Raw genomic sequence first — 13504 nt, forward strand, 5'->3', positions numbered from 1 at the left:
ACCGGCCGTCAGCCACTGACCAGGGGAAGCCGGATCTCGAACCGGCACCCCGGCCCGTCGTTGACCACCCCGATCACCCCGTCGTGCGCCTCCACGATCCCTTGCGCGATGGCCAGCCCCAGCCCGGCCCCTCCATCAGCGGTAGGAGTACGAGCAGCCTCCCCCCGGAAGGCCACTTCGAACACCCGAGGCAGATCCTCCTCGGGTATCCCCCCGCAACAGTCCGTGACCGACAAACAGGCCATGCCCTCCGCATCCACCCCGGCCCTGAGCACCACGGCCCGGTCGGACGGCGTGTGCCGGATGGCGTTGACCACCAGGTTGCCCAGGGCCCGGCCGAGGGCCCCCGCATCGGCCTCCACCGGCACCGCGGCCGCCGCCTCGGCCGTGAGCAGCACCCCCTTGGCCCGGGCGAGCGGCTCGGCCCCGGCCAGCGTGTCGGCGAGGAGGTCGGCCAGCCCGATCCTGGCCCGCGACAGCCGCAGCGACCCGGCGTGGATCCGCGACAGCTCGAACAGGTCGTCCACCATCCCCGACAGCCGCTCCACCTCGAGCCTGATCTGCCTGTGGTAGCGCGCGACCGTCCCGGAGTCGGACACCACCCCGTCCTCCAGTGCCTCGGCCATGGCGCGCATCCCGGCCAGCGGCGTACGCAGGTCGTGGCTCACCCACGCCACCAGCTCCCGCCGCGCCCCCTCCAGGGCCCGCTCCCGCGCGTACGCCTCCTCAAGGGTGTTCGCGATCGTCTGCAGCTCGGCCGGCAGCCCCTGGGGCGCGACGAACGGCAGGTCGCGTACGGCCGCCACCAGCCGCCTGCTCTCCCCGACCACCCGCTTGGCCAGCACGAACGCCACCCCCAGCCCCACCAGACCGCCCACGGCCACCACGCTCAGCACGAAGTCCTTGGTCGGCCCCTCGATGATCATCTTGGTGATGATCGCCACGACGCCCGCCAGCGTGGCCGCCACCGCGACCACCACGACCACGGCCAGCATCACCCCGATGGACCTGGTACGCAGCCGCCACATCACCCAGATGCCCGCCAGCGCGACCAGCAGCCCGAGCCCGGCCGTGACGCCCACGACCATGGGCAGGTCCCCCGGCTTGGGCATCATGGGCTCTCCAGCGGCTCGTAGCGGTAGCCGACCCCCCACACCGTGACGATCCTGCGCGGCTCGGTCGGGTCGGGCTCGATCTTCTCCCGCAGCCGCCGCACGTGCACGGTCACGGTGGAGGAGTCGCCGAACGACCACCCCCACACCTGGTTGAGCAGCGCCGACCGGCTGAACGCCTGCCGCGGGTTACGCATGAGGTAGGCCAGCAGGTCGAACTCCCGGGCCGTCAGCATCACCTCGGCGTCGCGCAGCCGTACCTCGTGGGCCCCCACGTCCACCAGCAGGTCCCCGTCGCGCAGCACCCCCGTGCCCCCGGTGACGGAGGCCCCGCGCGCCCGCCGCAGCACCGACTGCACGCGCAGCGCCAGCTCGCGCGGGCTGAACGGCTTGGTGACGTAGTCGTCGGCCCCGGTCTCCAGCCCGACCACCCGGTCGATCTCCTCGCCGAGCGCGGTCAGCATGATCACCGGGACCGGCCAGCGCTCCCTGAGCTTCCGGCACACTTGCAGCCCGTCGATCTTGGGCAGCATCAGGTCGAGCACCATGAGGTCGGGCGGGTTCGCCAGCGCCCTGCGCAGCGCCTCGACGCCGTCGCCGACGCACTCGACCTCGTGCCCGTCGCGCTCCAGATAGCGCGCCACGACCTCGGAGACCGTGGGATCGTCGTCCACCACCAGGATGCGCGTGTTCACGACTTCACGGTACGGCCGTGGTGCACGTAAGTGACATGTACGTCATTGGTTCGTAAGGCTCGCGGATCATGTCCCCAGGACGTACGGTTGCCTCATGGGTAGAGTCGTGATGCTCGTCATAGGGACCTTGCTGGGTCTCTTCGTGCTGTTCAATTTCTTGCTGCCGATGCTGGTCGGCCTGGTCAAGCTCGCTTTGATCGTCGGTGTGGTCGCTCTGCTCGTCTTCGTCGCGGTCACCGTTGTGGGCAAGTCGCGCTCGCAGTGACGCAAATCCTGTTCGATCCGTGGCTGGTGGGGATCACCATGGTGGCGATCCTGCTGCTGGCCACGTGGGCGGCCACGCTGCTGCCCACCCTCAGCGGGGAGCCGCCGAGCTTCCCGCTGACCTATGCGCGCCGCACGGCCTTCCAGCGGCAGCGCGATCCGGACGCGGCCGGTCGTTCGCGTCCGCGAGCCCCTTAGGCATGCCCCGCTTTCCAGTAAGGCGGGGCTCCCTCTGTGAGACGAGTGAGCCCCTCGTCCACCTCTCCTAGGGAACAAGGGCTCATGATCGATTCTCTCGTCACCTTTGTCATCGGCATGTCCGGCGGCAGCGCCGCGCTCGGGATCGTGCTGTTCACGCTGGCCGTACGCCTTCTGCTGCTGCCGCTCAACGTGCGCCAGGCCCGTACGATGAAGATCCGCGAGCGGCTCGCCCCCAAGCTGCGCGAGTTGCAGCAGCGCCACGGGCGCAATCCGGAACGCCTGTCGAAGGAGTTGTCCGCGCTCTACGCCAAGGAAGGCACGTCGCCGTTCGCGGGGTTCATGCCGATGCTGGCGCAGTTGCCGTTCATGTGGCTGATGTACCGGGTGGCCACGCATCCGACCGCGCTCGCCGGGCACGACCTTTTCGGGGCTCCGCTAGGGCAGCAGGTGGCGGGGTTGGTAGCCAATTACGGTCTGGTCAGCATGCCGGTTTTGGTCTTTGTATTGGTCATTCTGCTGATCGTGGCGGTGGCGTGGTTCTCCGCCCGGCAGATCAAGGTTCAGGAAGAGCAGCCGGAGCTGATGAAGAAGATCATGCGGCTGCTGCCGTACGGCTCCGTGCTGGCCGCTCTGGTGCTCCCCCTGGCGGCCGGCCTCTATCTGCTCGTCTCCACGGCCTGGACCGTCAGCGAGCGGGCCGTGCTCGCTAGCCGGCCTCTCTGAGTGCCGCCACCTGCCCGTTCATCGACTGACTGGGGGCGGGCAGGATGGCCCATACGGTGGTCGTGTCCCCGTCGTGCCTGACCCCCCAGCTCTCGGCCACGTATTCCACGATGCCGAGCCCCCGGCCCCCGAGCGAGGACAGGGTCGGGCGGCCCGCCCGCGGCTCGGTGGCCGCACCCCCATCGCTCACCGCCACTTCGATGTGATCGTCACTACGTAGCCAGGCAACCCTCACCATGCCCGACGGCAGCGGATGCGCGTGCCGCAGCGCGTTGCTCAGCAACTCGCTCACCACCAGCACGGCATCGTCGATCGCGGCGGAAAAGACCCCACTGTCCTGCAGGTCAGTGCTCAGACGCTGGCGGGCGACGGCAACGCTGGACGGCGCGTACGGCAGCAGCACCACGCTTGACACACCCACCTCCCCGTTACCTGTGCCCCCCGCGGGAACACTCCCCGGTACGACCGAAATGCCCCGTTACTCAATCCCAGAAACCGCATCTCGATCACAGCTTGTACACATTGGACGATAGATCAGCTCAACCGTGACCACCTCGTTACCGCATCGGTGTGTCGGATCCGATAGTGGAAACGCATCTCAGCACGAGCCGCATTCTGGTGCCTCCTCCAGGCCTCGGATGAGCGCTGACATCTCCGCCCTGCGCCCTGGCGAGACTGCGGACAATGTAGAGACCGAGCCCCACTCCACCAAACCGTCTTCGGTCGCCGCTGTCCACCTGGACGAAGCGCTCGAAGATCCGCTCCCTGTCGGCCGGGGCGATGCCGACCCCCTCGTCGTCGACCACCACGACGACGTTGTCGTCCTCCGGCCACGCCTCGACGCTGATCAGGCCGCCCTTCGGCGAGTACTTGAACGCGTTCTCCAGCAGCTGCCCCAGGACGATGTCCGTGGCCAGCGCGTCGCCCAGCACGTACGGCAGCCCGTCCGGCATGACCACCTCGACCCGGTGCCGGTCCGACAGAGCGGGCAGCCCCAGCGTGGCCGCGTCGATCCGCTCGGCCAGGTCGAACTCCTCGATCCGCACCTTGAGCTCGTCCGCCCCGGCCCTGGCGCCCAGCAGCAGGTGGTCCATGAGCTCGCCCAGGGACCTGGCCCGCTCGGCGATCGTGTGCACGGCGGAGCGGCGCTCGGGGTCGCCCATCTTGTCCCAGCGCGAGTCCAGCGTGCTGGCGAACCCCCGCACGATCGTGATCGGCGTACGCAGCTCGTGGCTGGTCGTGGCCAGGAACAGGTCCTTGGCCTCCTCCAGCTCCTTGGCCGCGGTCACGTCGCGGAAGTCGACGACCACCTCGCCGGTCTCCTCGATCTGCGCGCTCACCACGTCCAGCCACCGCCCGTTGTCCATCTGTGAGGTGACCTTCTCGCCCGGCTTGGGCAGCGGGAACGGCGGCGGCCCGCCGATCACGGACGCGGCGGGCAACGCGGTCAGCTCGGCGGCGGCCGGGTTCCACCGCACCACGTGGCCGGCCTGGTCGAGCACGGCGATGCCGTCGGCGCTGGCGTCGAACACGGCCCGCTCGTGCGCCCGCTGCCGCACCGCCTCCTGGTAGGCCACCGCGTTGCCGACGGCGATCCCCGCGTGCCCGGCCAGCAGCTCCAGCAGCTCCAGCTCCAGGTGTCCCGGCCTGCGCCGGGCGAACAGCGAGTAGAGCGCGCCGTACGGGCGCCCGCCGACGGCCGCCAGGCCGAGCGCGATCGTGTGCAGGCCGTTGAGCCGCGCCCACACCAGGTCGTCGAGCCCGTCGGACTCCAGCATCACGGTCTTGCCGGTGCGTAAGAGTTTGTCCACGAGGCTCGTACGCAGGTCGCTGGTGGTGCCCCTGATCGTGTCCGGCAACTGGTACGTGCTGACCACCCGCAACCTGTCACCCTCGATCAGCACGAACCCGCCCGCGTCCGCCCCCGTGAGCTCGGTGAGGTTGGCGGAGATCCGGTCGAGCACGGCCGACAGCTCCAGCTCGGAGTTGATGTCGCCGACCACGTCGGTCAGCCGGCGCACGAGCCTGGCCCGGCGCGCCATCCGGTTCCTGGCCACCTCGTCGGCCCGGGCGGGGTGGTAGACGCACACGTAGCCGCCCACGGCGTTGCCCAGTCGCAGGGCGCTGATGTCCACCCGCAGGTCGAGCACCGTGCCGTCGCTGCGCACGCGCTTGGTGCGCAGCGACACGGGCTCCCCCGTGCGTACGCGTTCCAGCACGGCGTTGTGCTCGGCGGTCAGCTCGTCCGGCACGATCGGCGCCCTGCGCCCGAGCAGCTCCTCCGCCGGCCACCCGAACACGCGCTCGGCCGCGGCGTTCCACACCAGCACGCTCTGGTCCCGATCGAGCGCCACGACGGCGTTGGGCGAGCTGGCGAGCGCCGCGCGAGCGATCTCATCGTCACTACCGGCCCATTCGTCCCCCACACCTCCATAGTGCACGTGGCGCGGTGGGTGCGTCGGGCGATCCGTCCGATACGCTGCGGTCACGGTAATTCCTGGCGGGTGGGAGGGTGAGGGGTATGTCGAGCAACGATCTCGATGCCCTGCTGCGGGTGACCTCCAGCACCTATCGGGGTGACACACCACCGGACATCGCCTTCGGCACCTACGACGGGGCCGTGGGCAGGCTGGTGCTGGCGGTGACCGGCAAGGGCATCGCCGCCTGCAGCTTCGAGCCGGAAAACGACGTCTTCGAGCTGGTCAGCAGGCATGTGGGCCGGTTCATCGGGCCCGACGCGAGACGCCTCGACCCCGTACGCAGAGAGCTCGACGCCTACTTCTCGGGGCGGCTGCGCGCGTTCGCCACGCCGGTGGACCTGACGCTGGCCACGACCTTCGCGCGCACGGTGCTGCAGAAGACCATGGCGGTCCCCTACGGCACCACCACCACGCTGGAGCAGATCGGCGAGAGCATCGGCCGGCCGCGGGCGCTGCGGGCGATCGGCAACGCGCTGGCCTCCAACCCCATCTGCGTGATCGTGCCCTGCCACCGGGTGGTGCGCGAGGACGGCGCGCTCGGCGACTACGCGGGGGGCGCGGCCGCCAAGCAGCACCTGCTCAACGTCGAGCGGCGGACCGCCGGGCCAGCAGCCCGATGAGCAGCGTCACCAGCGCGGCCACCAAGGCACCGCCCAGGGCGCCGTTCATCCACGGCTGCCGGACGAAACCGATGACCTCGCGCACGCCCGCCCACCACGAGTCCCACTGGGGGATCGTCGGCGTCGAGGTCGTCAGCCAGTAGGCGGCGAAGCCCAGCGCCCACGGCACCAACATCGACCAGCGCGAGGGCGCGTCCTCCGCGGTGTTCCAGCCCGCGCCGCGGCGCAGCAGGAAGTAGTCCACGGCGAGCACCGCGAACATCGGCACGAACACCGCCCCGATCACGCCGAGGAACACCCCGTACGAGGTGACGTCCACCAGCAGGGCGATCACCACGGTGAGCACGCCGATGCCGACGGAGAAGACGCGCCGGTCCATCCGCGGCATCAGGTTCTGCAGCGAGACCGTGGTGGAGTAGACGTTGGCGAAGGACTGGTCGGTCTCGCGCAGGACCAGGATGCCGAAGAACAGCGCGCCCAGCGGCACCGCCACGAACGGCCCGAACACCGACGTCTGGTCGGCCTGCACCCCGGCGGCGCCCGCGAGGGCCACCGCGTACACGCCCAGCCCCAGACACGCCACCTGGGCCAGGGTGTATCCGCCGACCACGCCGGTGAAGGCGGCCCTGCTGGAGCGCGAGTGGCGGGCGAAGTCGGCGGCCATCGGCACCCAGGACACCGAGAGCGCGATCACGTAGTCGACCGCGGCGGGGAAGGCCGTCCAGCTCCCACCCTCGGGAGAGGGGGCGTCGCGCAGGAAGAACACCGTGAACCAGATCATCGCGATGATCACGCCGACGGTGACGTACCGGCGCAGCAGCCGGATCGACCCGAGCGGCCAGATCGTCAGCGCGGTGGTCAGCACCCCCGCCACGACCACCCACACCTGGTACGGCACCGAGCCGAAGATCGCGGTGGCACCCTTCGCGATCACCCAGAGCTCGAAGGCCCCCCAGCCGATCATCTGCACGATGTTCAGCACCGTGGGCACGTAGGAGATCCTGGCCCCGAACAGCCCGCGCAGCAGCACCATCGACGGCTGCCCGGTCTGCGTGCCGGGGATGGCGGACAGTCCCACCATGGCGGTGCCGATCAGGCTGCCCACCACCGTGGCCACCAGCACCGCGGCCAGGCTGAGCGGGGCGTTGCCGAGCGGGTTGAGCAGCAGCAGTGCTCCGGAGAAGCCGAGGAGGCTGACCCCGAGGTTCGCCCAGAGAGCGCCCTGGTCGAGCACACCGAGGGTCTTCGGCGGGCGGCCTTCGAGGGTCAGCGGAACTTCTTCGACGCCATGCGTCATCGCACACTCCCTACGCCGGCATTACCCGGACAGGTTCATGCGGTCGGCAGCAGCAGTAGCTACCCTCTCAGCCTGGTTGCCCCAAGCTCCCGCGGGGGGTTGGTACACGAAGCCGGGATCATCCCAGCTCGCGCCCCCATGATGCACCATTCGTCCTAGATCGGCCACCACCGGGTAGCTGCCATCGCGCCCTCGGGAGAGTCCGTGCAGGTCCGCAGGAGTACAGCTACGTGCGTGGCGGTAGCTGTACTCGGTGGCCGTACGAACCGACCGCCCGCACGACGGATGAACAGCCGGAGAGGCCTCTCGCACCGCGTCGGCGGGCTGCCCACGCACGCATTCTTCAATGCCTTACGCACTCACGTTCGACTTCGCGCGTGCGAATCCTCCTGGATCCGACCGCCTGACGCTGTACATCACTGGAAACTCGACGGCGACAGCGGCCGGAGATCGTGCAATCTGACGATCAGCTGGGTTGCCGGCGCATCTGGCCGCTGATCGTCGTCACCCCCCAACTCCTTCAGCATCACTGCGAAGACTGGCGCCCCCGGCAAAGGGGTTCCGCCCGAAGTCATCTCTCGATGCCGGGTGACCAGGCGTATTCCGGTCGTATTCCACGCTGCTGCCGGCGAGTGCGACGATCACTCCGGTGCACCTCGGGCCGCCGGGATCGCTCATGTCACAAGCCTCGTCAGAGGCCGTATTCCACCCCCTGGCACCAGGCGCTCCGGCGGGCTGATCTCCGTCCGAGAGAAGGAAGAACGATGAACCCGCTCAAAACGGTCACCGTCGGCGTCGCTGTCGCGGTGGCGAGCGTCATTCTCGCGCAACCGGCCTTGGCGGCGAGTTTCCAACGGGATGTCGGCGACGGGATCGTCCGCTACGCCGACCCTGCCAACGAACTGTGCGTCCGGGCCGATGACACCACAGGGACGGCCTGGGTGAAGGTGACCCTGACCCGCCCGGGCGTGATCGGAAAGCCCATCGTCATCAGAGACGACAACATCCGCCACCCCGGCGCCACCTGCGCGGTGCTCCCCGCCTTCGACAACGTCACCTACCGGGCCGTCCACGAGAGCTACTGGAGCGGGCGCGACACCGTCCTGCGCGGGACGTTCACCTTCCAGACCTGACGCTCACGCAGGGCCCCCGCACCATCGATCGCCGCTCTTCGTCGCGATCCGCCACGAGGCGATACCTCGCACATCTCCCCCCGCCGGCCACGCGGAAGGGCTGAAGCGCACGCCCCACGGCCAACCGAACCAACCGAAACATCTCTTGCTGGAGGACTGTTGAAGACACGCATGCTGGGCGCCGCGCTGGGCATCGCAGTATTGAGCGGACTGCTGGTGCCAAGCCCGGCGCAGGCGGAAGACGAAGTGGCCTCCGCCTACGTGGCCCCCTATCGCGACAACGGTGGCGGGTCCGTCCGGGCGACCATCGGCTTCGCCAACCGGAAGAAGATCGTCGTTCGGAACTTCACGGTGCGCGACATCTGTCCCGGCGACAACGCTCCGGTGAAGGCCCAGGTTGTCTGGGTTCACATGGACGGAACCAGGGGGCACAGCGCCTGGAGGTCGGACAGCAACGGCTGCGGCACCCACGGCACCAACTTCGGAACCATCACCCGCACCAGCACCAAGCGCATAAAGTATGCCTACCTATCGCTGCGTGTCTACGCCCGAGAAGGCGGGATCCGGGGTGTCCAAATCAGCTACAAGGTAGACAACGGGTGGAACTGAGCCGCTGACTCTTAGGCTTTCAGCTGGTCGGCGTACCAGGACCTGATGACGTTGCCGATGATGGCCAGGCGTTCGTCGAAGGGGATGAAGGCGGACCTCATCGCGTTGATGGCGAACCAGCGGAAGTCGGGCAGGCCGTAGCCGAAGGCGTCGGCGAGCAGGGCGAGTTCGCGGGTCATCGAGGTGCCGCTCATCAGGCGATTGTCGGTGTTGACGGTGGCCCGCAAGCGAAGCTGGATGAGCAGGCCGATCGGGTGGTCGGCGATCGACGGGGCGGCACCGGTCTGGAGATTGCTGCTCGGCACATCTCCAGCGAAATCCGGAGATCGCGGACGTACGCCGCCAACCTGCCGAGCTCGGCCTCGCCGTCGGAGGTGAAGGCGATGTCGTCGATGATCCGGACGCCGTGGCCGAGCCGGTCGGCGCCACACCACTGGATCGCCTGCCAGATCGACGGCAGGCCGCATCGCGGTCACCAACTGGCGGGCGGCGATGGACCGGCCGGGATCCGCACGACCAGCCGGCTCTGTAGTTTGCGCCCTAATGACGCCTCAATGTCGGGCGAACGCCATAGTGGGGGCTTCAACGCCCCCTCATGCCACGAAGGGCTCCTGGCCCGTCTCGCTGACCATCGGCCGACGCGCGGACTCCCACGACTGCATGCCGCCCCCGACGTTGACCGCGTCGCGCCCGAGCTGGTTGAGCCAGGCCGCGACCTGCAGCGAACGGCCGCCCACCCGGCACACGACGTAGATCGTCCGGTCGCCGGGCACCTCGTCGACCCGGCCCTGGATCTGCGTCATGGGGATGTGCACGGCTTCGGGCGCGTGCCCGGCCAGCCATTCGTCCTGCTCGCGGACGTCGAGCAGGTAAGCGTCGGCGGGAACGGCGTTGGCCTCGATCTCAGGAACGGTCATGGCTCCATCATCTCGCGCCGCGCGTCGTAGGCCGCACGCGCCTCCGCGATCTCCGCCTGGTGCTCCTCGGTCCACGTGACCAGGGACTTGATGGTCTGGTGCAGCGTACGGCCGAGCGGCGTCAGCGCGTAGTCCACCCGGGGCGGCACCACGGGGTGAACCGTGCGGGTGACCAGGCCGTCGCGTTCGAGCTGGCGCAGGGTGACGCTGAGCATGCGCTGGCTGACGCCGTCGATCTCGCGGCGGAGCTGGGTGAAGCGCAGGCTCTGGCAGTCGAGCAGGGCGATCACCAGCAGCGACCACTTGTCCGCGATGCGGTCGAGGATCTGCCGGACCTCGCAGTCCTCGCGGGTGTCCCACTGGCGTACGTCGTAGTCGTCGTCCACGGTGCCTTCGCAGTAACTGAGTGATCTCAAAGTGCCGTCTTCCACGACATTTCATCCTGGCCCATGATGTGGACGGTTACAAGAGAGAACCGACATGCCGAGAAGTAACCGGGGGTTTGTTGTGTCTGTGCCCGCCCGTTCCTGGGGCGTACTGATCGTTTTGTGCGGTGCCATCTTCCTGGAGGGCATCGACGTGGCCATGCTGAACGTCGCCCTCCCGTCCATCCGGGCCGACCTCGGGCTGTCCACCAGCATGCTGAGCGGGGTCGTCAGCGCGTACGTGCTGGGGTACGGCGGTTTCATGCTGCTCGGCGGCCGGGCGGCCGACCTGCTGGGCCGGCGGCGGATGTTCCTGCTCTGGCTGGTGGTGTTCCTGCTCTTCTCCGGTCTGGGCGGCTTCGCGACCGAGGGCTGGGTGCTGCTGCTGGCCAGGTTCGTCACGGGGGTGGCCGCCGCGTTCATGACCCCGGCCGGCCTGTCCCTGATCACCACGAACTTCCCCGAGGGCAGGCAGCGCAACCGGGCCCTGCTCATCTACGCCGGCACGGCGGCGGGCGGGTTCGCGCTCGGGCTGGTGATCGGCGGCCTGCTGACCGCGATCGGGTGGCGCTGGGTGTTCTTCGCCCCCGTGCTGCTCTCGCTGGTCATCCTGCTGGCCGCGATCCCCCTGCTCAGGGAGCCGGCCACGGACCGCCCCGCGGTGCGGGGGTTCGACGTGGCGGGCGCGGTGAGCATCACGGGGGCGATGATGCTGCTGGTCTACGGTGTCGTACGCCTGGAGCACCCGTCCGACGGCCTGCCCCTGACCGTGGCGGTCTTCGCCACCGGCCTGGCGCTGGTCGCGGCCTTCGTCGCCATCGAGCGCCGCTCCGCCGTCCCGCTGGTCCGCCTCGGCATCCTGCGCTCGGGCCCGCTCGTCCGGGCCAACCTGATGGCCGCCCTGCTCACGGCCTCGTTCTTCGGCTTCCAGTTCCTGGTCACGCTCTACCTCCAGGAGCTGCGCGGCTGGTCCACCATCCAGACGGGCCTGGCCCTGCTGGCGGCCGCCGCCGACGTGGTGCTCGCGCCCACGCTCACGCCGTGGCTGGTCAACCGGTTCGGCAACGCCAAGGTCGTGCTCGGTGGCCTGCTGTCGGGCCTGCTCGCGTACGCGTTGTTCCTCGGGGTGGGCCTGGACTGGGCGTACGCGGCGATGCTGCCGTCGATGCTGCTGATCGGCCTGATGTTCGCCTTCGTCTACGGCCCGCTGACGATCGTGGCCACGGACGGCATCGCCGAGCACGAGCAGGGCCTGGCCGGCGGGCTGATCAACTCCTCGTTCCAGTTCGGGGCGGCCCTGGGCCTGTCCCTGGTGACCGCGGTCAACGTGGCCGCCCTGGGCACGGCGACGGGCGCCGAGGCGGGCCTGGCCGCGATGCGGACGGCCCTGGTGGTGCCCGTGACGGCGACCCTGCTGGCCGCGATCATCGCCGCCGCCGGCCTGCTTTCCCGGGTCCGCGACGAGAACCGGGTGCTGAGCGGCAGCGCTACTTGAGCAGCTTGGACAGGCGGCGGTCGGCCAGCGGCTTGCCGCCTGTCTGGCACGTGGGGCAGTACTGCAGCGAGGAGTCGGCGAACGAGACCTCGCGGATCGTGTCGCCGCACACGTCGCAGGGCTGCCCCGCACGGTTGTGGACGCGCAGCCCCGACTTCTTCTCCGCCTTGAGGTCCTTGGCCGCCAGCCCGTGCGCGCGCTCGACCGCGTCTCTCAGCGTGGTCACGATGGCCTCGTGCAGGTCTGCGACCTGCGCGTCGGTCAGCGTCGCGGCGATCTTGAACGGGGACATCTTGGCCGCGTGCAGCACCTCGTCCGAATAGGCGTTGCCGATGCCCGCGATGATCTTCTGGTCGCGCAGCAGCCCCTTGATCTGGGTGCGGTTGCCGCCCACGATGTGCTTGAGCGCGTCGACGGTGAACGTTTCGGCCAGGGGGTCGGGGCCGAGGGCGGCGATGCCGGGGACATCATCCGGGTTTTTCGTGACATAGACGGCGAGCCGCTTCTGCGTCCCCGCCTCGGTCAGCTCGAACCCGGGCGCCAGGCCCTCCTCGTCGGGCGCCAGCCTGACCCGCACCGCCAGCGGCCCCTTGCCCGGGCGCACCGCCTTGGCGCCCGAGAGGTCGTCGCGCCAGCGCAGCCACCCCGCGCGGGCCAGGTGGATGACCAGGTGCAGGCCGTCGCAGTCGAGGTCGAGGAACTTGCCGTGCCTGGTCACGCCGGTGACGGTCAGCCCGCCGAGCGCCGTGACCGGCGGGTCGAACGTCTTGAGCGCCTGGAAGGCGACCACGTCGACCCCCAGGATCGTGCGGCCCACCGCCCGCTCGCGCAGGAAGTGGGTGAGAGACTCCACTTCGGGAAGTTCGGGCATGCCACCAGACTACGGTGCCGGGTACAGTGCCGGCCGTACTGTCTAGGGCACGTCCCAGAAGGCCAGCTCGTGTGCCATCCCCGCCGCGAACAGGGCCTCGGCGCGCGCCGGGTCGGGATCGGCCTCATCGATCATCTGCGCGATCCGCGCGGTGAGCGCCTCGAACCCGGGGTCGGCGTACGTGTCCACCCAGGCCCGATATCTCGGCTCAGCAGGCGGATTCTCCGCCAAAATCCGCCCAAGACTCGAATATCCCCACATGCACGGATAAAGCGCCGCCAACCCCTCCCCGTACGACCCCGCCGACTCCAGCAGGAACGCCGTGTACGCCGCGCACGCCGGCCCCTTCACCGCCCCCTCCAGATCGGCCCCGAACTCCGCCGACATCGTCCGGTGCAGGCTCAGCTCGTCGTGGTACGTGGTGTGCGCCAGATCCACGAGATCGCCCAGATGCGCCGCGGGCGCCTGCCAGGCCAGCCGGGCGAACACCCGCACGTAGTCCAGCAGGAACAGGTAGTCCTGCTCCAGCCACGACCGGAACACCGGCTCGGGCAGTCACCGCGCCCGATCCCGGCCACCGTGGGGTGCTCGATCTGGGCCTGGAGCAGCGGGCGCCCGATGGCGTGCAACTTTTCGGAGATGGTCATGGCTGGGAGGTTAGT

15 protein-coding genes, 2 pseudogenes and 1 riboswitch are annotated in these 13504 nt (G+C 69.4%); of the genes and pseudogenes, 7 read left to right on the forward strand and 10 right to left on the reverse strand.

Annotation, left to right across the window (positions count from 1 at the left end; all coding sequences use genetic code 11):
- Positions 1-8 precede the first annotated feature (8 nt).
- Together AB0J69_RS00690 and AB0J69_RS00695 are read right to left on the reverse strand one after the other, a co-directional pair.
- A complete protein-coding gene (locus AB0J69_RS00690) occupies positions 9-1115 on the reverse strand; it encodes a HAMP domain-containing sensor histidine kinase (protein WP_364111345.1) in 1107 nt (368 codons plus the stop codon).
- Positions 1112-1807: a response regulator transcription factor gene (locus tag AB0J69_RS00695; protein WP_364111347.1), complete on the reverse strand. Its 696-nt coding sequence runs from the start codon at positions 1805-1807 to the stop codon at positions 1112-1114. The genes AB0J69_RS00690 and AB0J69_RS00695 overlap by 4 nt, the downstream gene beginning before the upstream one ends.
- 94 nt (positions 1808-1901) lie before the next feature.
- On the opposite strand from AB0J69_RS00695, the gene AB0J69_RS00700 reads away from it, so the two are divergent.
- The 3 genes from AB0J69_RS00700 to yidC all read left to right on the forward strand — a co-directional run bounded on the left by AB0J69_RS00700 (position 1902) and on the right by yidC (position 2995).
- Positions 1902-2072, forward strand: a complete 171-nt coding sequence (locus AB0J69_RS00700; protein WP_364111349.1) for a hypothetical protein — start codon at positions 1902-1904, stop codon at positions 2070-2072.
- A complete protein-coding gene (locus tag AB0J69_RS00705; RefSeq protein ID WP_364111351.1) occupies positions 2069-2269 on the forward strand; it encodes a DUF6412 domain-containing protein in 201 nt (66 codons plus the stop codon). Before AB0J69_RS00700 ends, AB0J69_RS00705 begins: the two co-directional genes overlap by 4 nt.
- An 84-nt stretch (positions 2270-2353) precedes the next feature.
- A complete protein-coding gene (gene yidC / locus AB0J69_RS00710; RefSeq protein WP_364111353.1) occupies positions 2354-2995 on the forward strand; it encodes a membrane protein insertase YidC in 642 nt (213 codons plus the stop codon).
- Here the strand turns inward: yidC and AB0J69_RS00715 are convergent.
- Positions 2979-3401, reverse strand: a complete 423-nt coding sequence (locus tag AB0J69_RS00715) for an ATP-binding protein (protein WP_364111355.1) — start codon at positions 3399-3401, stop codon at positions 2979-2981. The two genes, yidC and AB0J69_RS00715, sit on opposite strands and share 17 nt — an antisense overlap.
- Positions 3402-3552: 151 nt before the next feature.
- Positions 3553-5421, reverse strand: a complete 1869-nt coding sequence (locus tag AB0J69_RS00720; protein WP_364111357.1) for an ATP-binding protein — start codon at positions 5419-5421, stop codon at positions 3553-3555.
- A gap of 95 nt (positions 5422-5516) precedes the next feature.
- Between AB0J69_RS00720 and AB0J69_RS00725 the strand changes: the two genes are divergently transcribed.
- A complete protein-coding gene (locus tag AB0J69_RS00725; RefSeq protein ID WP_364111359.1) occupies positions 5517-6095 on the forward strand; it encodes a methylated-DNA--[protein]-cysteine S-methyltransferase in 579 nt (192 codons plus the stop codon).
- Here the strand turns inward: AB0J69_RS00725 and AB0J69_RS00730 are convergent.
- Positions 6055-7392 (reverse strand): cytosine permease, encoded by a 1338-nt coding sequence (locus AB0J69_RS00730; RefSeq protein ID WP_364111361.1) that lies wholly within the window; start codon positions 7390-7392, stop codon positions 6055-6057. The two genes, AB0J69_RS00725 and AB0J69_RS00730, sit on opposite strands and share 41 nt — an antisense overlap.
- Positions 7383-7495: riboswitch (TPP riboswitch) on the reverse strand. (Overlaps the previous gene by 10 nt.)
- 661 nt (positions 7496-8156) lie before the next feature.
- Between AB0J69_RS00730 and AB0J69_RS00735 the strand changes: the two genes are divergently transcribed.
- Both AB0J69_RS00735 and AB0J69_RS00740 read left to right on the forward strand, forming a co-directional pair.
- Complete coding sequence (locus AB0J69_RS00735) at positions 8157-8525, forward strand: hypothetical protein (protein ID WP_357840592.1); 369 nt, start codon at positions 8157-8159, stop codon at positions 8523-8525.
- Between the two features lie 159 nt (positions 8526-8684).
- Positions 8685-9134 (forward strand): hypothetical protein, encoded by a 450-nt coding sequence (locus AB0J69_RS00740; RefSeq protein WP_364111364.1) that lies wholly within the window; start codon positions 8685-8687, stop codon positions 9132-9134.
- 11 nt (positions 9135-9145) lie between these two features.
- Here AB0J69_RS00740 and AB0J69_RS00745 read toward each other — a convergent pair.
- The 3 genes and pseudogenes from AB0J69_RS00745 to AB0J69_RS00755 form a co-directional block, all read right to left on the reverse strand.
- Positions 9146-9597 (reverse strand): annotated as a pseudogene (locus AB0J69_RS00745) (adenosine deaminase); the annotation flags it as partial.
- A 130-nt stretch (positions 9598-9727) separates the two neighbouring features.
- Positions 9728-10051 carry a rhodanese-like domain-containing protein gene (locus tag AB0J69_RS00750; protein ID WP_364111366.1) on the reverse strand — a complete coding sequence of 108 codons (324 nt, stop codon included), beginning with the start codon at positions 10049-10051 and terminating at the stop codon, positions 9728-9730.
- Positions 10048-10467: a helix-turn-helix domain-containing protein gene (locus tag AB0J69_RS00755; protein ID WP_364111368.1), complete on the reverse strand. Its 420-nt coding sequence runs from the start codon at positions 10465-10467 to the stop codon at positions 10048-10050. Before AB0J69_RS00755 ends, AB0J69_RS00750 begins: the two co-directional genes overlap by 4 nt.
- Positions 10468-10597: 130 nt before the next feature.
- Here AB0J69_RS00755 and AB0J69_RS00760 point away from each other — a divergent pair, with 130 nt between their 5' ends.
- Positions 10598-11971 carry an MFS transporter gene (locus AB0J69_RS00760; RefSeq protein WP_364111370.1) on the forward strand — a complete coding sequence of 458 codons (1374 nt, stop codon included), beginning with the start codon at positions 10598-10600 and terminating at the stop codon, positions 11969-11971.
- Here the strand turns inward: AB0J69_RS00760 and AB0J69_RS00765 are convergent.
- Both AB0J69_RS00765 and AB0J69_RS00770 read right to left on the reverse strand, forming a co-directional pair.
- Entirely contained in the window at positions 11964-12842 is an 879-nt protein-coding gene (locus AB0J69_RS00765; protein ID WP_364111372.1) for a DNA-formamidopyrimidine glycosylase family protein, read from the reverse strand. The two genes, AB0J69_RS00760 and AB0J69_RS00765, sit on opposite strands and share 8 nt — an antisense overlap.
- 42 nt (positions 12843-12884) lie before the next feature.
- Positions 12885-13489, reverse strand: a pseudogene (locus AB0J69_RS00770) (TenA family protein).
- Between the last annotated feature and the right edge of the window lie 15 nt (positions 13490-13504).

It is taken from the genome of Nonomuraea sp. NPDC049709 (assembly GCF_040674815.1).
Lineage (GTDB): Bacteria > Actinomycetota > Actinomycetes > Streptosporangiales > Streptosporangiaceae > Nonomuraea.

Coding starts and splice junctions, on each gene's coding strand:
- AB0J69_RS00690 (WP_364111345.1), bottom strand. CDS start 1,115: ATGATGCCCAAGCCGGGGGACCTGCCCATGGTCGTGGGCGTCACGGCC.
- AB0J69_RS00725 (WP_364111359.1), top strand. CDS start 5,517: ATGTCGAGCAACGATCTCGATGCCCTGCTGCGGGTGACCTCCAGCACC.
- AB0J69_RS00750 (WP_364111366.1), bottom strand. CDS start 10,051: ATGACCGTTCCTGAGATCGAGGCCAACGCCGTTCCCGCCGACGCTTAC.
- AB0J69_RS00730 (WP_364111361.1), bottom strand. CDS start 7,392: ATGACGCATGGCGTCGAAGAAGTTCCGCTGACCCTCGAAGGCCGCCCG.
- yidC (WP_364111353.1), top strand. CDS start 2,354: ATGATCGATTCTCTCGTCACCTTTGTCATCGGCATGTCCGGCGGCAGC.
- AB0J69_RS00735 (WP_357840592.1), top strand. CDS start 8,157: ATGAACCCGCTCAAAACGGTCACCGTCGGCGTCGCTGTCGCGGTGGCG.
- AB0J69_RS00700 (WP_364111349.1), top strand. CDS start 1,902: ATGGGTAGAGTCGTGATGCTCGTCATAGGGACCTTGCTGGGTCTCTTC.
- AB0J69_RS00765 (WP_364111372.1), bottom strand. CDS start 12,842: ATGCCCGAACTTCCCGAAGTGGAGTCTCTCACCCACTTCCTGCGCGAG.